This is a genomic window from Candidatus Poriferisocius sp., from assembly GCF_965204145.1.
In the GTDB taxonomy this organism is placed as follows: Bacteria; Actinomycetota; Acidimicrobiia; order Acidimicrobiales; family Bin134; genus Poriferisocius.
The window spans coordinates 3,497,019-3,515,972 of sequence record NZ_OZ241977.1 but is presented as its reverse complement, the minus strand read 5'-3'; the positions used below and the strand labels follow the sequence as shown (position 1 = coordinate 3,515,972).

The window sequence follows — 18,954 nt, the reverse complement described above, 5'->3', positions numbered from 1 at the left end:
CTCCTGTCAACCGAATCGGCACATCTTGGGTGAGACATCACCAGAGCGCCGGTTCTTCTCTACGCAACATGCGACGAATGTTCTCATGGTGGCGGGCGATAACCACCACCGCAACCCCGATAACCACCACCACCTCCAGTGCAGGCCAACCCTGAATGGCCACTGAGGCCGGTGCCGCCGCCGTGGCCGCTATCGAGGCCGCCCCGGCCCGCTTGGTTACTGCAAGGGCCAGCGCCCATACGCCAATGAGGATCACGCCCACCACTGGGGTCAGCGCCAGCAGCATCCCCCCGAAGGTGGCCACCCCCTTGCCCCCCTCGCGATAGCGACCCAGGGGCACAATGTGGCCCACCACAGCCGCCGCCCCGCACACAGCTCCAATCAACTGGTCCCCAAAGAGCACGCCCAACCCGGCAGCAATGAATCCCTTTCCCACATCGCTGAGCAGCACCCAAGCGGCCGGCCACCGCCCCGCCACCCGGTATACGTTGCTGGCCCCCGGGTTCTTGGATCCCTCCCGAGTCGGATCGTGCCCCGTATACCTCCCCACCAAGAGCGCGCCCGGAAACGTCCCCCACGCATACCCGGCCAGCACAAGCCACCAAGCCCAGTCCACGGGCCACATCGTAGTGAAACGGATCCAGACCCCTCAGATAGCCAAAAAACAACCGCCACCCCTATCCTTTAAATCCGTGCCCGCCTACGACTACAGCTGCCAGACCTGCGGCACCCGCTTCGAGGTCATCCAGTCGTTCTCCGAAGACTCCCTAACCCGCTGCCCCGAAGCCGACTCCATCGCCAGCCCCGCCGCCTGCACCCAGCCTGGCAAGGGCGAAGTGGCCAAGGTTTTCAGCGTCCCCAGCATCACCTTCAAGGGTGACGGCTTCTACCGCAACGACAGCCGCTCGGGAGCCAAGTCGTCCACTGTGGCCGGCTCTTCCTCCAACGGCGACAGCTCCAATGGGTCAGAAAAGTCCAGCACCGAGAAGTCCGACAACAGCTCATCGGAGTCCTCCAGCCGCGAGCCGGCCAAGGCCGCCTCAGGCTCTTCCGACGACTAGCTGGCAGTCATGCCCGAGATCGGCGTCATCGGCGGCTCCGGTCTCTATTCCCTGCTAGACGACGCAGTCGAAGTTCCGGGCGACGACGCATTCGGGCCACCGTCGGGTCCGCTCACCATCGGCTCGGTGGACGATATCGAGGTGGCCTTTCTGCCCCGGCACGGCCCCGGCCACCGCTTCCCGGCCCACAAGGTCAACTACCGGGCCAACCTGTGGGCCCTGCGCCAGGCTGGCGTGCAGGCCATTTTCGGCCCCAGCGCCTGCGGCTCGCTCCGCCCCGAGCTGGCCCCCGGCGATGTGGTGGTGTGCGATCAGCTGGTCGACCGCACCTCGGGTCGGGCCGACACCTACTTCGACACCGTCACCAACCACGTCTCGCTGGCCGATCCCTATTGCGATGAGCTCCGCCAGGCACTGCTCCAGGCCGCCCGGGCCGAGGGCATGACCGCCCACGACGGAGGCACCATAACGGTGATCTCGGGCCCCCGCTTCTCCACCCGGGCCGAGTCGCGCTGGTTCCGCGACAACGGCTGGGACGTAGTGGGGATGACTCAGTATCCCGAGGCCGCCCTCGCCGCCGAACTGGGCATCTGCTACGCCACCGCCGCTCTGGTCACCGACTACGACGCGGGCCTGGAAGACGATCCCCGCATCCAGCCGGTCACTCAAGATGAGGTGTTCGCCTTCTTCGCCCAGAACCTCGACCGAATGCGAGCCGTTCTCTTCGGCGCCATTCGGGCCATCGCCCACAACCTCCCCGACTGCTCCGCGCAAACCAACAACATCGACCCACCCCTGCCCTAGAGGGGCGGCGAAGACCACGGCGTATACACCATAGCGCTATGATGGGTTCGGTTTGAGAGCTGCCTGCGCCGCACGCCTACACCACGAGAAGGACGGCAAAACAACGCAGACAGCCCTCAAACCGAACCCATCCCAACAAAACCTCCCAAGTTGCCGATGCTTTCAACGGAGACACCCTGAGCAACACATCGCCTGCGATCAAGACCGACCTGTCGTGACCATCGATAGAGTTTAACGCTTAGCCACGTTCAGGTTTGATTGATGCGTGCCAAAGCCAGCGTGCGTTTCCTGAACCAAAAGGCCCACAAGATAAGCAATACAGACACTGTTGAAAATATTGGATAGTAAATTAAATTCTCCTCAACGAATTCTCGGAGAATCATAAATCCAAAACAAAACGACGCAGGAACCAAATAGAGTGAACGCGGTGTCTTTGTCCGCAGTAATCCCTTTATTCCTGTTGCCATCAAGATCTTATACCTCTTTACAAAACTCATAGTAGCTACCGTATCTCATATTTCTGGAGATCGTGGGGCGGGCTCTTCAACTAAGTGCCTTTGCTTCCATGCCCGTGCCCAAATCGAAGCAACTATCACGATCACAACGACAATTGGATAAAATACTACGTAAAACATTGGGTATTCTAGGATCTCTCCCAATATACCAGCTAATATCCCAACAATTCCAGCAGGGATAATGCTGATGAGGACTATGGTGGTGGCCCTAGGCTTGTTCTGTTGTGGTTTCAATGTTCTAAGTTTCTTTGCAATAGCTGACAGTTGACTGAGTTCGTGTCTTGTAGCCATCAACGCTTTCATTTGATCTGCTCTCTCGTCGGCGCTTCAATCTTATTTTTATTGCTAAATTGATACCTATTGCGACAAGAACGTAGTTGAACCCTAACAAGTAGTATTTGTATGGAGAAACCAGCAAGAATCCAACGGTGCTTAACACCACAATGGTCGAAATGATGCAAACCAAGATCTTCTCAGCACCATTCAGCGAAGCGGTCTTCTTCGTCTTGCAGATGTCGTCGACCACAGAACTAGGCCTCCTTACAGAAACTAATCGAGGCAACTGTTTCCGTCTTGTAACCAGCTACGAGATCAGTGCTCGTAACTGACTCCTGGTGCCTCTTCCATTTCTTGTTGTTGTGTGTATCAGTGCCGGGCATACAGTATTTGTCGCCATTAGTATGCACTGCTGCTTGTTCAGGGAACAATCTCGCCCAGTCTTGCCCAGACTGCTCCCGATAGATGATTACGCCAGTCTCTGCTAGAGCCCAAGCAGCTACAAGTGTAGCAACAACCTTAACCGAAGCAACAAGTGCAGATCCGCCAGCCAACCATGCTAAAGCAGCAGCGATGACCGGTACGGTATAGTTAATCCCATCAAACACTATGGTCTCTCCGGTTGCACGATTGTATGCCCGTACTATATAGAGTTGTTGCCAGCTTGCGAGTGGTTTCATTCGGACGTTGACTGATTCGCTCCATGTTTCCTCGCACACTCTTCCTCTTCACCGGCACGGTGTAATCATGGGCCTCCGCAACCGGCTCCGAGCCAGAGCCAGCCAGAGCAAGACCCGCCCCGAGCACGCAAACACAAACCGCCAGAACAACAAGACGACGCCTCATGCCGCACTGGGCTACAGCCCCGCACCCCCCCCGGAGTCAAGCCCCAACCACACCCCACCGCGCCCCCACCGCTGACCCAGTCCCGCTGAGAAGCCGGCGAAACTAGCGTCAACCAGGCAAAACACCCCGGCCGGCAACAACCGCGGCTAGGCCGGGCAACCCTGAGAAAAAAACCGGGAACACCACTCCAAACCAGAAAACCGGCCACCAGGCGGACCACCTCGCGGCCAACCGGAACACACCGCGCCAACGCCAAGCCGCCACAACCGAACCATGATTCGGCAATCTCTCTGGTGTGTTCCAAACGCCACCACTCAGCCGCTAACCTGGGCCGTGCTTCCCCTATTTCTTCCATGGCGGAGGCGCGCCGGTGGACGCATCTGCTGAAAGTGTTGACCAACCCCTGACGTGGCGGGGCTCTCTGCTGGCCCGGCTGCCCGGTGGGCGACGCAGCTATTGGCTGGTGGTGGCCGCGGCCGCGGGCATCACCGGGCTGGCGGTGGCGGCCGTCGCCGGGATGGCGGGGGGTGGCCCCTCATTGGGGGAACTCACCCCCGTGGTAGTGGCCATCCAGACCATTGAGGCCGGACAACCACTGGACGAGGCAAATACCGAGACCCGCCGATACCCCGTGGGAGTGCTGCCGCCCGATGCGATGTCGGCCCTTACCGGCGACGAGGTGGCCTCGGCTGCCCTTCACGTCGGTGATGTGGTGACCGCGGCCCGACTGGGGGGAATCCCCATCGGTGATCGAACCGAGGTGGCCGTTCCTGCCCACACTGCCATGCCCCCGCTGGCCGCGGGCGACCGGGTGGACGTGCTGGTGACCCTGCCGATCTCCGATGAGAGTGGTGCCCAAACCCAGGCCACTCTCACCGTGGCCAACGCCGCGGTGGTCACCGACAAAGCTGAGCACGCCGTCACCATCGCAGTTACCGACCAAGAGCTGCTCCCCGTCGCTTCGGCGGTGATCCAGGGCTCGGTCACCCTGGCTCTGGTGCAATCCGGTTAGCGCACCGAAGCCGCTATGAGGCTGAGCACCAGCAGGGCCACCAACACCCGGTACACCGCGAACGGGCCGAAGCTGCGGGTGCGCACCAGGGCCAGCAGCCCTTTGACCGCGGCGAAACCGGTGACCGCCGACGCTGCGGTACCCCACGCGAACCCGGCTCGGGCATCGGCGGGAATGCCCCCCCATCCGCCGATGTCGATGAACTGGTACACCGCGGCACCGGCGATCACCGGCACGCTCATCAGCATGGCCAGGCGGGCCGCCGCCTCCCGGTCGAAGCTGAGCAGTCGCCCCGCGGTGATGATCACTCCCGACCGCGACACTCCCGGCTGGAGAGAGCAGGCCTGGGCCAGCCCCAGCAGCACGGCGTCGCGCACCCCGACGGCACTGGTTTCTCGCCGCCCCTGGCGCCGGTCAGCCCACCACAACAGCACGCCGAACACTGCCAGCATCACCGCGGTGAGCCACACCTCGTCGTCGGCCTCGTCGATCACCGACCGCAGTCCCACCCCCACGGCGGCGGCCGGCACGGTGGCCAGCACCAAGAGCCACGCCAGCCGACCCTCATCAGTCATCGGGCCTCGACGGCTGACAACAGCGGCGATGCCGTCACGCACCAGTGCCCATACTTCTCGGCGAAGGCAGGCCACCAACCCGACCAGCGTGCCCAAGTGGAGAGCCACGTCGAATGCCTTCTTGAGGTCGTCTCGGCCCTCGAAATCATCCCACTCAGCCAGCCAGGGAATGATCTGGAGGTGCCCGCTGGACGACACCGGCAGGAACTCGGTCAGCCCCTGGGCGATGCCCAGCAATATGGCGTGCAGGACCGACATGGCCCTTGCTACCGACTATGCACCCGACATGGTGACTTCGGTCACCACCAGGGACACTCCGGCCGAACTCATCGGCAGCCAGGTGAGGTCGGATCCCACCGCGGCCACGTCGAGCAGCATTCGCTGGAGGGTGGAAGCGATGGTGATCTCCCTCACCGGCTCGGCCAGCTCCCCGTTGCGGATGCGCAGCCCCTCGGCGCCGGTGGAGAAGTCGCCGCTCACCGGGTTCACCCCCGAGTGCAGGCCCGACACGCCCTGCACCAGCACCCCGTTGTCGATGCCGGCGATGAGCTCATCGGGCGTCCGGTCGCCGGGTACCAGCGACAGCGCTTGGCAGCCCACGCCGGGGGTGCTGGCGTAGCCTCGCACCGCTGACCCGGTGGAGGCCGATCCCGACCGCCGCCCGGTGTAGCTGTTGTGCAGGAACCGCTCGAGTCCGCCGCCGCCGATCAGCTGGTTGCGCCGGGTGGCGAGGCCCTCGCCGTCGGCGTCGGAGGCGGTGAATGCCTCCGGGTTGGTGGGGTCGTCCACCAGGGTGACGATGGCGGCGGCCACCTGGTCGCCCAGGCGGTCGGCGAACAGCGACCGGCCCTTGAGCACTGCCTCGCCCGACAGGGTGCCGCCGATGATGCCCAGGAACTGGGCGGTCACGAACGGGTCGAGCACCACGGTGACACGCTCGGTGGGGGGCTGGGTGGCCCCCAGCATCCGAGTGGCCCGCTCCACCGCGTCGCCCGCCGCCTCCGCAACATCGAGGGTGCTCGGCTCTCGGCCCACCGAGAAGCCGAAACCAGTCTGGGTCTCGTCGCCCTCTGAGGCCAGCGAGTAGGCGGTGAGATAGCACGAGGTGTCCCTCCCCGTGCTGCGGATGCCGGTGGTGGTGGCGATGGCATCGGCGCTCACCGCGTCGCCGTAGTCGGCCGATTCCACCCCCACGATGCGGGAATCTCCAGCCTGCACCAACCGCTCCAGTTCCAGGGCCAAGTCAATCTTGGCCTCGGTGCTGAACTCCAGCAGAGCCTCGTTGTAGAGGTCGAGCTCGGGAGGGTCCACCCCGTCGGGCTCGGCCAGTCCGAAAAACTCGTCGGGAGAGCCGAACACGGTGTTGTCGCGGGCCTCGGCCAGGGTCTCTTCCAGCACATCGGGATCGAGGGTGCCCGCGTGGGCAAATCCCTGGCGGCCGTCGGCGATCACCCGGATGCCCACTCCCTGCGATTCGGCCACCGACAGCGACTCGATCTCGCCCTCGTACACCCGCACCTCGGTCTCCTGGCTGTGGCCGACCACTGCTTCGATCTGTTCGCCGTCGCGGCTCCAGCCCACGATGCGCTCAGCGATCTCCAGTAGCTCCTCGGGATTCACGCAACAGTCCCGTCGATGCCGGTCCGCGATCGGCGACCGGTCACGCGGCCGTTCCGCCGATGGTCATCGACGCCACCCGCAGCGTGGGAGTGCCGTCACCCACCGGGACGCCTTGGCCGTCCTTTCCACACGTGCCGGGCGAACCCATGGCGAAATCGTTGCCCAGCGCCTCGATTCCGGCCAGCACCTCGGGGCCGTTGCCGATGAGATTGCCCTCCCGGATCGGGGGGCCGATCTGGCCGTTCTCGATCAGGTAGGCCTCGCTCATCCCGAACACGAAATCGCCGGTGGCGGTGTTCACCTGGCCGCCGCCCAAATGCGCCACATACACCCCGCGATCGGTGGCCGCGATGATGTCGGTGGGATTCTCGGTGCCGTTGGCCAGATAGGTGTTGGTCATCCGCACCATGGGCAGGTGCTGATAGCTCTGGCGGCGGCCGTTGCCCGAGCTCTCCCGCCCCTCTTTGCGAGCCCGGAGCAGATCCCACATGTAGTCGGTGAGCACCCCGTTCTCGATGAGCACGTTGCGCTGGGCGGGGCGGCCCTCGTCGTCGATGGCGTAGGCCCCCCACTCCCGGGCCATGGTGCCGTCGTCGATGAGGGTGACCTCGGGATGGGCCACTTGCTCGCCCACCCGATCGCGGAACACCGAGGCCTGCTTGGCCACCAGATCGGCCTCGAGGCCGTGTCCGCAGGCCTCGTGGAACAGCACGCCGCCGCCGCCGGGGCCGATCACCACCGGCATCGAGCCACTGGGCGCGGGCTGGGCGGCCAGCTTGGTGAGCGCCCGATTGGCCGCGGTGCGAGCCAGGGCGTCTACCTCGTACTCGTCGAACAGCTCGAAGCCGATGGGGCGGCCCACGCTCTCGAAGCCGGTCTGCATGCCGGTGTCGCCCACCGCTACGCACGACACCGCGAATCGGGTGCGCACCTGGTCGTCGCCGGCCAGCAGCCCGTCGCTGTTGGCCACCAAAATGCGGCGGCGGCCGTCGGCGTAGCGGGCCGACACCTGGGAGATGGCCGATCCCGCCGCCCGGGCGGCCTCGTCGGCCCGGCCCAAAAGATCCACCTTGGTGGCTTTGGCCACGGTCTCGGGCAGCACCTCGATTTCGTTGGGCGCCGGAGCGTCAACCCGGTCGAGCGCCACTACTTGGCGGCCTCCGCCTCCGCCTCGGGCGGCGGCCGCCGCAGCCCGAGCTGCCTTGGCCAGACCGGCCTCGGTCAGGTCGGAGGTGTGGGCGAAACCGGTGGTCTCCCCCACCACCACGCGGATCCCCGCGCCCCGGGTGCGCCCCGAGCTCAACTCCTCCACCTTGCCGTCATCCAGCAGCGCCGACGACGAGCGCCGATCCTCCGCAAAGACCTCGGCGAACTCGCCTCCTGTTCGCAGCGCCTCACTCAGCGTGCTCGAAACCACAGACTCGTCGATCACAATTGTGCTCCCCGTCTCTCACCTAGCTCGTCGATCACAACGTCTCCCTTTGTCTTGCCGCCGTAGCCTACCCACCCCCTTCCTCAAACCGGGAACAGGGCCCCGCCAATAACTCAGCCCAAGTTGGAGCGGCGGGGGTAAGCGTGCTCGGGGTCGCAGATCACGTTCACCACGTAGGGGACACCGGCGTCGAGGGCCCGCTTGAGGGCGGGGGCGATGTCGTCGGGGCGCTCCACCGTCTCTCCGGCGCCGCCCAGGGCTGACACCACCTGGTCGTAGCGGCACCCCTCTTGGAGGTCGGCGGCCACGTCGTAGCCGTACATCTGGCGCATGGGGTGCTTCTCCAGCCCCCAGCAACCGTTGTTGCCCACCACGATGGCCACCGGCAGGTTGTGGCGCACCAGCGAGTCGGCGTCCATCAGCGAGAACCCGGCGGCCCCGTCGCCCAACAGCAGCACAACCTGGCGGTCGGGATGGGCCACCCGAGCAGCCATGGCATAGCCCATGCCGGTGCCCAGACAGCCGTAGGGACCGGGATCCAGCCAGTGGCCCGGCAGGTAGGAGTCCACGAAACGCCCGGCGTAGGAGACGAAGTCGCCGCCGTCGCCGATCACCACCGCATCCCGGTCGAGCACCTGGCGCAGCTCCCCGTACACCCGGGTGGGCAGGATTGGATCAGCGGCGGTGGTCAGCAGGTCCTCCTCGTCGGCGCGGGCCGCGTCTTCTGCATCGTGCAGTTTGGCCACCCATTGGTCGCGTTCCGACGGGTGGGCCGGCGCGGGGCCCTCGGCCAGAGCGGTCAGCATCCGGACCAGATCGCCCGATACCGCTTTCGCGGGCTGGGCGTGGGTCGACACCGACTCCGCGCTGTCGGTGAGATGCACCACCTGGGCATCGCCGAACCGGCCGAACGAGAGCCGGAAGTCAAGCGGGGTGCCGACCACGATCACTAGGTCGGCGTCGGTGCGCAGCTGGCGCCGGGTGCGGCTGAAGAACAGCTCGTGGTCGGCGGGAAGGCATCCCCGGCCCAGACCGTTGGCGAACGCGGGCAGCCGCTGGGCCTCCACCCAGGCCCGCAGCGCGTCCCAGGCACCGTCCCAGTACACGTCGGTGCCCACCAGCACCGCAGGACAGCGAGCGGCAGCCACCATGCCGGCCACCGCGGCCACTCCGTCGGGGTCGGGGGCCTCGCCCACCGGCATCGGCTCGTCGGGCACGGTGCCGGAGCCCTCGGAGAAGATCACGTCCATGGGATAGTCCACGAACACTGGGCCGCGGTGGGGGGTCATGGCGGCCTGCACTGCCCGATAGGTGGCCTCGGCCAGATCGTCGCCGCCTCCCGCGGTGAGCGACTGCTTGGTGACCGGAGCCAGGATGGGCACGTGGTCGAGCTCTTGGAGCGAGCCCGACCCCCAGCGGGCCTCCGGGGCCCGGCCTCCCAGCACCACCAGCGGCGCGCCGTTGAGCCAGGCAGTGGTCACCGCGCTCACCGAGTTGGTCACCCCGGGGCCGGCGGTCACCGCGGCCACCCCCGGACGGCGGGTCAGCTTGGCCAGCCCCTCGGCCGCGAACACCGCGGTCTGCTCGTGGCGCACGTCGTAGAGCACCACGTCGCCCTGCTTCACCGCGGCGTCGTACAGCGGGAAGATGTGGCCCCCCGACAGGGTGAACAGCTCCTGCACGCCGAAGGGGGCCAGCGCAGCCAGCACCTGATCGCCCCCGTGGCCGGTGACCTGTTTTCCCGACATTGGCCTCACCGTAATATCCATAGGGGCGCGGCGGGGCAATAGCCTTTACTGAATGACCCCGATGGCCGCCTCAACCGGATGCGCGTGCCCGGAGTCACCCCTACACGTTTGCGAGCCCGGGCTTGACTGAGAAGCACACCACCCGCCGGGTGCTCAGCGTCGTGCTCCGGGTGGGCATCAGCGTGGCCCTGTTCTTCTTGTTGATCTGGTGGCTGCCCTCGTTCGACGCCGGCCAACTGTGGCCCGACTTCAACTCGGCCACGCCGTTCTGGCTGATCGGCGCGCTCATGCTCACCGTGATCGGCAACATGGCGGCCACCGCCCGGTGGTATGAGGTGGCCATCGCCCTGGGGCTGGAAGTGAAGCCCCGGCGCATGTTCTCGCACTACATGGCGGGAATGTTCATCTCCAACTTCGTGCCCACCACGGTGGGGGGCGACGTGCTGCGGATATCCCGCTTGTCCAACGACACCGGCGACGGCCCCCACAGCTTCGCCTCGGTGCTGCTGGAGCGGCTCAGCGGCTGGATCGTGCTGCCGGTGTTCACGCTGTTGGGCTTGGCGCTCAACGAAGAGCTGCGGGGTTTGGGCGCCCCCTCCCGAGTGGCGGCGATTACTGCCGGCGTCACCCTGCTGGCTCTCGGACTGATCCTGCTGCTGGTGGGCAATCAGTGGTTCGGCCGATGGGTCAGCCGGCGCAACGGCTGGGTCCGCTTTGTGAACGGACTGCACATGGGCATCGACGAGCTGCGGGCCAAGCCCCGCGACACCGGCCGAGTGCTGGTCACCGCCTTCATCTACCAGGCGATAATGCTGGCCGCCGCCGGGTGCGCGGCCAAGGTGGTGGGGATCAACGGCTTGGGGCCCACTGAGCTGATGGCGTTCATCCCCGCGGTGCTCATCATCCAGGTGCTGCCCGTTGGCTTGGGAGGGCTTGGCGTGCGGGAGGGGTTCTTGGTGCTGTTCCTCCGCGACTTGGGCGTGATCGACGAGCGGGCCATCGCCATGGGGCTGCTGCTCTACTTCCTCACCGTGGCCGGCAGCCTGGTGGGGTTGCCGGCGCTGGTCTTCGGCGGCCGCCACTGGCAACGGGCCAGCCGTTCTCAACAAAGGGACTGACCCAGTCCGCCCCGGACTCCCATGAAGCTGTCCACTTTGAAGCCACGCATCGGTTCCAAGAGCCGCACCCGGCCCCGCTGGTACCTGGAGTTGGCGGTCATCGGGGCCTTCTACGGCATCTACTCCTGGGTGCGGAACCAGTTCGGCTCCGCCGCGGTGGAGCCGGGCGAGGCGCAGGCCAATGCCGAGCTGGTGATCGACTGGGAGCGCAGCATCGGGCTGTACTTCGAGCGCGACCTGCAAGACCTGTTCATCGGCTGGGTGTCGTTCATCCAGTTCTGGAACCTGTTCTACGGGCTATTCCACTTCGCGGTCACCGCCTTCACCCTCATCTGGCTCTACTGGCGCTTCCCCCGGCACTACCCGTTCTGGCGCACCACTGGCCTGTTGACCACTGGGTCGGCTCTGGCGGGGTTCGCCCTGTTCCCATTGATGCCCCCTCGCCTGCTGTCGGTGGGCGGGCGCTACGGCGGCAACCTGCCCGACACCGGGTATGTCGACACCGTGGCCGATCTGGGCGGGCTGTGGTCGTTTACCGAGGGAGCGGCCGAAACGCTCTCCAATCAGTACGCCGCCATGCCCAGCCTGCACTTCGCCTGGGCCATGTGGTGTTTTCTGGCGCTGCGCAAGCATCTGGTGAACCCGGTGGCCAAATGGGCCATCGCCGCCTACCCCTGGCTGACCCTGTTCGCCATCGTGGTGACCGCCAACCATTACTGGATCGACGCGGTGGGCGGGCTGGGGGCGTTGGGCCTGGGCTGGGCCGGGGCAAGGGGCTTCCACAAATGGAGAAACCGCGAGTAACCTGAATCTCCCAACTATTCGGGAGGGACGTGGACACCAACCATCTTCAGAAGATCACCTGTCCGGCTGATCTGCGCCGCCTGGGCGACGAGGAATTGACCGAGCTGGCCGAGGAAATCCGCGAGTTCATTGTCGATACGGTGAATTCCACCGGAGGCCACTTGGGCTCCAACCTGGGCGTGGTTGAGCTGACGCTGGCCCTTCACCTGGTGTTCGACTCTCCCCGAGACATCATCCTGTGGGATACCGGCCACCAGGCCTACGTACACAAGATGCTGACGGGGCGGACCGAACATTTCAAGACGCTGCGCCAGCCCGGAGGACTCTCGGGATACCCGAGCCGGGAGGAGTCCCCCCACGACTGGATCGAGAACAGCCACGCCTCCACCGTGTTGAGCTACGCCCACGGCCTGGCCACCGCCCAGCAAGCCGCCGACGGCGACCAGCGACGGGTGATCGCGGTGGTGGGCGATGGATCGCTCACCGGAGGGGTCGCCTTCGAAGGGCTCAACAACATCGGGCACTCGGGCTGCAATGTGACCCTCGTGCTCAACGACAACGGGCGGTCGTATGCCCCCACCATCTCCCGATTGTCGGAGAGCCTGCTGCGGGTGCGAATGGACCCCCGCTATGTCCGCACCGACAACCAGATCCGCAAGGTTCTGAGAGACATCCCCTGGGTGGGCGACCTGGCCGGCCGGGCCCTGGGGGCCACCAAGGCGGCGGTACGGGAAATGGTGGAACCCCGCACGTTCTTCGACGAGCTGGGCATCAGCTACTTCGGCCCGTTCGACGGCCACGACCTGGGCAAGCTGGAGCGGGTGTTCAGCCGGGTGTCCCACTTGGAGGGCCCCTGCCTGGTGCATGTGCTCACCCAGAAGGGGCGGGGGTACGCGCCGGCCGAGAACGACCTGGTCAAGAACATGCACGACACGTCGTACGCCAAGCCGGGGAGCTACACCGAGGCGTTCACCAATGCGCTGATCAAAGAGGCTGAGGCCCGTCCCGAGCTGGTGGCCATCACCGCGGCCATGCCCGACTCCACCGGGCTGCTGCCGTTCGCCGAGCGGTTCGCAGACCGGTGCTTCGACGTGGGCATCGCCGAGCAGCACGCAGTAACCGCCGCCGCGGGAATGGCCATGGGCGGGCTCCGCCCGGTGGTGGCCATCTACTCCACGTTCTTGACCCGGGCCATCGACCAGGTGAACCTCGATGTGGGGCTGCACAACCAACCGGTGGTGTTCTGCTTGGATCGGGCCGGGATCACCGGCGACGACGGGCCGTCGCACCACGGGGTGCTCGACATGGTGCTGCTCACCAAGATTCCGGGCATGACCGTGCTGGCGCCGTCGTCTTATCAGGACCTCCAGCAGATGCTGCACGACGCCTTGGAGATCACCACCGGGCCCGTGGCCATACGGTGGGCCAAGACCGCGGCCCCGTCGGTGCCCGAAGACCAAGTGGGCTACGGGCTCAAGGGCCGCAAGGTGGCAGACGGCACCGACGTGTGCCTGCTGGCGGTGGGCAAGATGCTGGCCTCCGCGGAAGAAGCCGCCGGGCTGTTGGAGGCCGAGGGGGTATCGGCCACGGTGTGGGACGTCCGCAGCGTCAAACCGTTGGATGAGGACATGCTGGACGACGCCAGCGGCCATCGGGCGGTGGTCACTATCGAAGACGGCTGGCGGGAGGGCGGCGCGGGCAGCTCAATCGCCCATCACCTGGCCCACTCGGGCCGCGAGGGCCCCGTGCCCGCCATCCGGGTGCTGGGCGTGCCCAACGAGTACATCCCCCACGGCAAGCCCGACCAGATCCTCGCCGACTGCGGCCTCGACCCCGCCGGCATCGCAGAAGCAGCCCGCCAAGCGCTGGCCGTCAAGGCCTAGCGAACCGGCCGAGGACTTCCTTCACCGCTTCGCCGTAGGCGGCGAGTTTGGCGGGGCCGATGCCGGGGGTGGCCAGGAGTTCGGCGTCGGTGGTGGGGCGGCGGGTGGCCAGCTCGACGAGGGTGGCGTTGCTGAAGACCACATAGGCAGGCACGTTGTCGGCCCGGCTGCGCTGAAACCGCCAGGACTTCAGAGCTTCGTAGGCGGCTGCGCCTTCGGGGTCGGTGGGGGGCTGGGGTTTGGGACGGCGAGATGGTTTGGCGGCGGCTGGCTTCGGCGATGAGGCCGGGGCGACCACAACCGGGGGTGTCAACAGGCCATCTGTGGTGGCGGGGTCGAGTTCGGGAGGAGGTTGATAGCGGGTGGCCAACTCTTGGTGGAAGTCGGTGGGTGGGTCGCCGCAGATGAGAGTCACCGATTCTGAGCATCGGGTGATGGCCACGTGGAACACCCGCCGCTCCTCTTCGAGGTCGCCGGCCAAGCGGTGGGGAATCAAGCCCTTGGATGCCTCGTAGACGATCACATGGGGCCATTCTCGGCCCTTCACCCGATGGACGGTGGCAAGTTGCACGCCGTGGCCGCTGCCCTCCCCCTCGAACCCGTCTGCGAGCCGGTCGAACAGCCACCTCCGAAAGTCGGTCGGGTCGGGATGCATGTGGGCCACTGAAATAAGGGCCCGCAGATCGTCGCCGTGAGCCGACCGGTCAACCGAGCGGCGAGATGCGTCCAACCGGGTGTCCAGGCTGCCGCCGAGACCCATCTCGTCTCGCACCGTCTCCAACAGCGATCGGGTAGTGACTTCTCCGCTGGCCTTCTTGAACTTTGACCGCAGCATCTCGACGTCGTCGGCGAACTCGCCCACCTTCTTGGACGACCGCTCGTCTTTGATGCGACCGGCCAGGGCCTTGATCTGCGAGGTGCTCTGCTGCTCGGCGATCCACTCGATGACTCGGGGGGAAATGCCCCGGGGCGGACGGCGGGCCGCGTCCGACAAGGCCCGGTCGGGTAGGTCGCGCTCGGGAGCGGTGGCAATGTCGAGCCAGGCCAGGGCGGCGGCCACCCCGGTGCGCTCCAAGAACAGGCGGCCCACCGGCTGATTGGACGGCACTCCCATGTCGCCCAGCACGATCTGGGGAACCAGCAGAGTGCTGTTCACCCTGGTCAGAATGGCGATGTCGCTGGGCTGTGTCCCTGCTGACAGCAACGACTCAACGGCTCGGCGCAGCACCCGCGCACCGTCGGACGCAGACTCCACGGTGATGGCCGAATCTGAGTCGCCATCGTCTCGTCGAGCCCGGCCTGGCACGGCGGTGATCTGCTTGTCGATGCGGCGGCGGTTGTGCGACAGCAGGTTCGAGGCAGCGTCCACCACTTCGGGGGGACAGCGGTAGTTGACGTGCAGCTCATGGCGCTGAGCGCCGGGAAAGAACTTGTGGTAGTCGATCAGCCACTCGGGGGAGGCACCCGAGTAGCCGTAGATGGTCTGGTCGTCGTCGCCCACGCCGAACACATCGGCTCTCGGCCCGGCCAACATCCGCACCAGCAGCAAGTGGGCCGGGGTGAGGTCTTGGAACTCGTCCACCAGCAGGATGCCGCAGGTACGCCGGGCGGCGGCTCGGGCGGCGGGGTCGCTCAGCAGGATTTCGATGGCCCGGATGATCTGCTGGTCGAAGTCCACCAGCCCCTCGGCGTCGAGCACATCGACGTAGCGGGGCGCAATCTCGGAGAAATCGGGCACGTCGGGCTGGAAATCGCGTTCCACCTCGGCGGGATCGCGCAAACCCAGACGGGAAGCGCCCAGCGCCTCGATCCAGGGGGCGATCTGGTCGGTCATGGCCCGCCGCCTGCGGGTCACCATCCCGTCGAGCAGGTCCCGCACTCCCCGCTCGTCCACCACCTCCACCCGACCGTGGTCTCGGGGTCTGGCAAACGGTCCGGTGCCGTTGCAGATGGCCAGCGCCAGGCTGTTCAGCGTCCGCACCTCCAGGCCGGGCAGGTCGGCGGTGCGCTCTTGCATCTCGGCCCGAGCCCGAACGTTGAACGCCACCAGGCACACGGCTCGGGGGTCCACCCCGAGGTCGCGCACCAGATATCGGGCCCGCTCGGTCAGCACCCGGGTCTTGCCCGACCCAGCTGGGGCCACGATGCAGGCCGCTCCGCCCAAGTGTCCGACCGCCGCCTGTTGATCGTCGGCCAGATCGGCCTGGGGCAGTGCCGGGTTCAGAGCGGTCAGGCTGCCCACCGCCAGATTCACCGCTGGAACAACCCCAGCGCACCCGTCGCCCAGCGCGTCATGATCGAACACGTCAAACGGCCCTCCATCGCACCACACCGGCCCTGCTTCGGTCATCACATCGCCCGGCTCGTCTACCCCCGCCAACCGAGCCCCCAACGCCAACGCCCGCTCAAGCGGCTCGAACTTGGGCCGCTCGGAATCGCGCCAATCCACCGCGTTGGCCGTCAGCAGATGCCGCACCACCTCGTCCGGCATGGTCAGCCCCGGTTTGAGTTCCCACCATTGAGCGTGCAGCACCGGCTCAGCCTCGGGCAGGTCGCCGTCCAACTCGACCACCAGCGGTGTGCGCTCGATCCAACCCCGCCGCAACTCCCGCCCCACCTCAGGGTCGAACCGGTCTGCACGAACCGTCACGCGCGAACAGCCCTCCCACCCCTCCGGCGCAGCCTGCCCCGCGCGAACGAGGACGCTTCGGCCCAGGCGCTCCGGCCCTCTCATGGCATCACCAGGCTCGTCGCCGCGGATGCTGTCGGCTAGCGGCGGATGAGGGTGCCGGGGCGGGCGCCGGTGGGCTGGCCGTTTTGGAAGGTCACTTCACCGGCGCAGATGGTGGCGTCGTAGCCGTCGGCTGATTGCAACAGGCGGCGGGCGCCGGTGGGCAGGTCGCCCACCACCTCGGGCAGATGCAGGCGCATGGCGTCGAGGTCGATCACGTTGATGTCGGCCCGCTTGCCCTTGGCCAGCACCCCTCGGTCTTCGAAGCCGTACAGCTCAGCCGGCTCGGAGGTGAGCATCTTCACCGCCTCGGCAATAGACAGCTTCGGTCCCCGCTGCCGGTCGCGCACCCAGTGCTGAAGCATGTAGGTGGGCAGGCTGGCGTCGGAGATAACGCTGCAATGGGCCCCGCCGTCGGCCAGCCCGACCACGGTCATGGGGTGCACCATCATCTCCCGCAGGTCTTCGAGATCACCGTGGCGATAGCCGGTGAAGAACACCTGGAGCATTCCCCGCTCGCACATCAGGTCATAGACCAGCCCAAACACGTCTGCGCCGGTCTTGTCGGCCATGGCGGCCACCGACTCCGACGGGTCGGGCTCGAACACCGGGCCGCCGTCGAATGGGAATGTGGCGTGCAGCGAGTGGCGCAAGATGCCCATGGCCGGGTCGCCCGGAATGTCCTCGGCCAAGATGGCGGCCCTGACTTCCGGACGGCGCAGCTCGACCAGGCGCTCCTCCAGCGGCAGATCGTCCAGCGGCTGATACGCAGTGCGCTTGGCGAACGGGTTGAACTGGTCCCACCCAGCCAGCAGCCCGCCGGGACGGCCCTGCACCTGGGGCACCAGTTGGGCGCCTTCGGCATTGGCCCGCTCCACGATGTCCATCTGCTCACGCCACTGGCCGGGGTTGACGTGGACCTGCACCATGGTGAAGGTGATAGCCCGACCGGTCTCCAGGCTGAGGCGCCGGTAGAGCTCCACCTCGCGGATGGGGGCATCGGGGTCCTCGCCCATCGAGCCGGCCGGTACGACCTCCACCAGCGACTGCCCGTCGAGCGCGCCCATGATGGCGGCCAGTTCCTCGTGGTCGGCGAAGGTGCCCGGCACCGGCACTCCCGACAGGGAGGTATGCATCGGCAGCCGGTTGGTGGAGAACGCCACCGCTCCGGCCTGGGTTCCCTCGCCCACGATGCGGGCCATCTCGGCCAGCTCTGCGGCGGTGGCCGACTCAGGGGTAGCCCCCCGCTCGCCCATCACATAAGCCCGCACCGCCCCATGGGGCACTTGGGCGGCCACGTCGATGGTCCGGCCCAGCCGCTCCAGCTCGTCGAGATACTCGGGGAAGGTCTCCCACCGCCAGGTGATCCCCTCGTGGAGGGCTGCGCCGGGGATGTCCTCCACCCCCTCCATCAGCTCGATCAGCCAGTCGTGGCGGCTGGGATCGGCCGGGGCGAACCCCACGCCGCAATTGCCCATCACCACCGTGGTCACCCCGTGCCACGCCGAAGGGGCCATGATCGGATCCCAGGTGGCCTGGCCGTCGTAGTGGGTATGCACGTCGACAAACCCCGGAGTCACATAGCGGCCCGCGGCGTCGATCACCTCGGCAGCGTCGGCATCGATCCGGCTCTCGACGGCGGCCACCCGTCCATCCGACACCGCCACATCGGCCACGGTCGGTGCGGCCCCCGTCCCGTCGACAACAGTGCCCCCGCGAATCAACAGATCAAGCATGGGGCCATTCTTCCAGGCCGCGATGACAACGACGACATGGCAGGGGGATTCAACCCAATGAGTTGGCTTTCAGGCCGCAGTGACAACGCCTATGCCGCGAGTGCGGCGATTGACAAAATAGGCCTCAGGCCCGGGCGAAATAGGGGTTGTCGCCCGCCTCGTGGTCGGTGGCGTCCACCACGTCGGTGATCTCGGGGATGGCCTCGGTGATCATCACGGTGATGCCCTCCCGCAAGGTGGCCGCGCTCATGGCGCAGCCCTGGCAACCGCCGCCCATGGTGATGTAGGCCGTGTGCCCCTCCACTCCCAACAGATTGGCGAACCCGCCGTGGGAGGCCAGCGAGGGGTTGATGTGCTGGTCGAGGAGCTGCTGGAGCTGCTCGGGGATGGTGCCGGAGAGCTCCAACTCGGCACCGGCCAGAAGATCGGGCTTGTTGGGGTTGCGAATGACCAGCCCGCCCTGCATGGGGTTGTTGGGCAGATCCAGGGTGGCGCCGGTCAGCTTTTCCACCGACTCCTCAGGGATCATCACGGTGAGCCCTTCAGAGATGATGTGGCGGTGGCCCTCGGTGCAGTCGGCCACCTCCTCGAACGCCAGGTCATAGGTGTAGTCGGCGCCGCTGGTGCCGGTGATCTCGATGCGCAGGCCGAGGGCTTCGGGGTCGTCCTCGTTGGACCGGATCTCGAGCACCTTCTCGATGGCCGCTTCGGTTACCTCGAATAGTTGGGCTTCAACGGTTTCGCTCACGACCACCAGCCTACCCGAGCCCGCCCCCTGCCACCATGGCCTGAA

15 protein-coding genes are annotated in these 18,954 nt (G+C 66.4%); 6 read left to right on the top strand and 9 right to left on the bottom strand.

Annotation, left to right across the window (positions count from 1 at the left end; translation table 11 throughout):
* Window positions 1-37 precede the first annotated feature (37 nt).
* A complete protein-coding gene (locus ACOGI7_RS16440) occupies window positions 38-616 on the bottom strand; it encodes a glycerol-3-phosphate acyltransferase (RefSeq protein ID WP_419849820.1) in 579 nt (192 codons plus the stop codon).
* 76 nt (window positions 617-692) lie between these two features.
* Between ACOGI7_RS16440 and ACOGI7_RS16435 the strand changes: the two genes are divergently transcribed.
* Together ACOGI7_RS16435 and ACOGI7_RS16430 are read left to right on the top strand one after the other, a co-directional pair.
* On the top strand, window positions 693-1,061 hold the full coding sequence (locus ACOGI7_RS16435; RefSeq protein ID WP_419849819.1) for an FmdB family zinc ribbon protein: 369 nt from the start codon (window positions 693-695) through the stop codon (window positions 1,059-1,061).
* 9 nt (window positions 1,062-1,070) lie between these two features.
* Window positions 1,071-1,865, top strand: a complete 795-nt coding sequence (locus ACOGI7_RS16430) for an S-methyl-5'-thioadenosine phosphorylase (RefSeq protein WP_419849818.1) — start codon at window positions 1,071-1,073, stop codon at window positions 1,863-1,865.
* A 512-nt stretch (window positions 1,866-2,377) separates the two neighbouring features.
* Here ACOGI7_RS16430 and ACOGI7_RS16425 read toward each other — a convergent pair.
* Window positions 2,378-2,683 carry a hypothetical protein gene (locus ACOGI7_RS16425; protein WP_419849817.1) on the bottom strand — a complete coding sequence of 102 codons (306 nt, stop codon included), beginning with the start codon at window positions 2,681-2,683 and terminating at the stop codon, window positions 2,378-2,380.
* Window positions 2,684-3,872: 1,189 nt separating this feature from the next.
* On the opposite strand from ACOGI7_RS16425, the gene ACOGI7_RS16420 reads away from it, so the two are divergent.
* Window positions 3,873-4,514 (top strand): SAF domain-containing protein, encoded by a 642-nt coding sequence (locus tag ACOGI7_RS16420; RefSeq protein ID WP_419849816.1) that lies wholly within the window; start codon window positions 3,873-3,875, stop codon window positions 4,512-4,514.
* Here the strand turns inward: ACOGI7_RS16420 and ACOGI7_RS16415 are convergent.
* From ACOGI7_RS16415 to ACOGI7_RS16400, 4 genes are all read right to left on the bottom strand, one after another.
* On the bottom strand, window positions 4,511-5,347 hold the full coding sequence (locus ACOGI7_RS16415) for an undecaprenyl-diphosphate phosphatase (protein WP_419849815.1): 837 nt from the start codon (window positions 5,345-5,347) through the stop codon (window positions 4,511-4,513). The two genes, ACOGI7_RS16420 and ACOGI7_RS16415, sit on opposite strands and share 4 nt — an antisense overlap.
* Before the next feature lie 15 nt (window positions 5,348-5,362).
* Window positions 5,363-6,709 carry a TldD/PmbA family protein gene (locus ACOGI7_RS16410; RefSeq protein WP_419849814.1) on the bottom strand — a complete coding sequence of 449 codons (1,347 nt, stop codon included), beginning with the start codon at window positions 6,707-6,709 and terminating at the stop codon, window positions 5,363-5,365.
* Window positions 6,710-6,749: 40 nt separating this feature from the next.
* Complete coding sequence (locus ACOGI7_RS16405) at window positions 6,750-8,141, bottom strand: TldD/PmbA family protein (RefSeq protein WP_419849813.1); 1,392 nt, start codon at window positions 8,139-8,141, stop codon at window positions 6,750-6,752.
* A gap of 113 nt (window positions 8,142-8,254) precedes the next feature.
* Window positions 8,255-9,889, bottom strand: coding sequence for an acetolactate synthase (locus tag ACOGI7_RS16400; protein WP_419849812.1), 1,635 nt, complete (start codon window positions 9,887-9,889; stop codon window positions 8,255-8,257).
* Between the two features lie 122 nt (window positions 9,890-10,011).
* On the opposite strand from ACOGI7_RS16400, the gene ACOGI7_RS16395 reads away from it, so the two are divergent.
* The 3 genes from ACOGI7_RS16395 to dxs are packed head-to-tail and all read left to right on the top strand — an operon-like array spanning window position 10,012 to window position 13,694.
* The gene (locus ACOGI7_RS16395; RefSeq protein WP_419849811.1) at window positions 10,012-11,007 is read left to right on the top strand and encodes a lysylphosphatidylglycerol synthase transmembrane domain-containing protein; all 996 of its coding nucleotides are present in this window, start codon (window positions 10,012-10,014) and stop codon (window positions 11,005-11,007) included.
* A gap of 36 nt (window positions 11,008-11,043) precedes the next feature.
* The gene (locus ACOGI7_RS16390; protein WP_419849810.1) at window positions 11,044-11,811 is read left to right on the top strand and encodes a phosphatase PAP2 family protein; all 768 of its coding nucleotides are present in this window, start codon (window positions 11,044-11,046) and stop codon (window positions 11,809-11,811) included.
* A 29-nt stretch (window positions 11,812-11,840) separates the two neighbouring features.
* A complete protein-coding gene (gene dxs / locus ACOGI7_RS16385; protein ID WP_419849809.1) occupies window positions 11,841-13,694 on the top strand; it encodes a 1-deoxy-D-xylulose-5-phosphate synthase in 1,854 nt (617 codons plus the stop codon).
* Here dxs and ACOGI7_RS16380 read toward each other — a convergent pair.
* The 3 genes from ACOGI7_RS16380 to ACOGI7_RS16370 all read right to left on the bottom strand — a co-directional run bounded on the left by ACOGI7_RS16380 (window position 13,684) and on the right by ACOGI7_RS16370 (window position 18,909).
* Window positions 13,684-16,344, bottom strand: a complete 2,661-nt coding sequence (locus tag ACOGI7_RS16380; protein WP_419849808.1) for an ATP-dependent DNA helicase UvrD2 — start codon at window positions 16,342-16,344, stop codon at window positions 13,684-13,686. The two genes, dxs and ACOGI7_RS16380, sit on opposite strands and share 11 nt — an antisense overlap.
* 119 nt (window positions 16,345-16,463) lie before the next feature.
* Complete coding sequence (locus tag ACOGI7_RS16375) at window positions 16,464-18,161, bottom strand: N-acyl-D-amino-acid deacylase family protein (protein ID WP_419849807.1); 1,698 nt, start codon at window positions 18,159-18,161, stop codon at window positions 16,464-16,466.
* A gap of 124 nt (window positions 18,162-18,285) precedes the next feature.
* Window positions 18,286-18,909 (bottom strand): NifU family protein, encoded by a 624-nt coding sequence (locus tag ACOGI7_RS16370; RefSeq protein ID WP_419849806.1) that lies wholly within the window; start codon window positions 18,907-18,909, stop codon window positions 18,286-18,288.
* Between the last annotated feature and the right edge of the window lie 45 nt (window positions 18,910-18,954).

Coding starts and splice junctions, on each gene's coding strand:
- ACOGI7_RS16415 (WP_419849815.1), bottom strand. CDS start 5,347: ATGTCGGTCCTGCACGCCATATTGCTGGGCATCGCCCAGGGGCTGACC.
- ACOGI7_RS16425 (WP_419849817.1), bottom strand. CDS start 2,683: ATGAAAGCGTTGATGGCTACAAGACACGAACTCAGTCAACTGTCAGCT.
- ACOGI7_RS16375 (WP_419849807.1), bottom strand. CDS start 18,161: ATGCTTGATCTGTTGATTCGCGGGGGCACTGTTGTCGACGGGACGGGG.
- ACOGI7_RS16400 (WP_419849812.1), bottom strand. CDS start 9,889: ATGTCGGGAAAACAGGTCACCGGCCACGGGGGCGATCAGGTGCTGGCT.
- ACOGI7_RS16430 (WP_419849818.1), top strand. CDS start 1,071: ATGCCCGAGATCGGCGTCATCGGCGGCTCCGGTCTCTATTCCCTGCTA.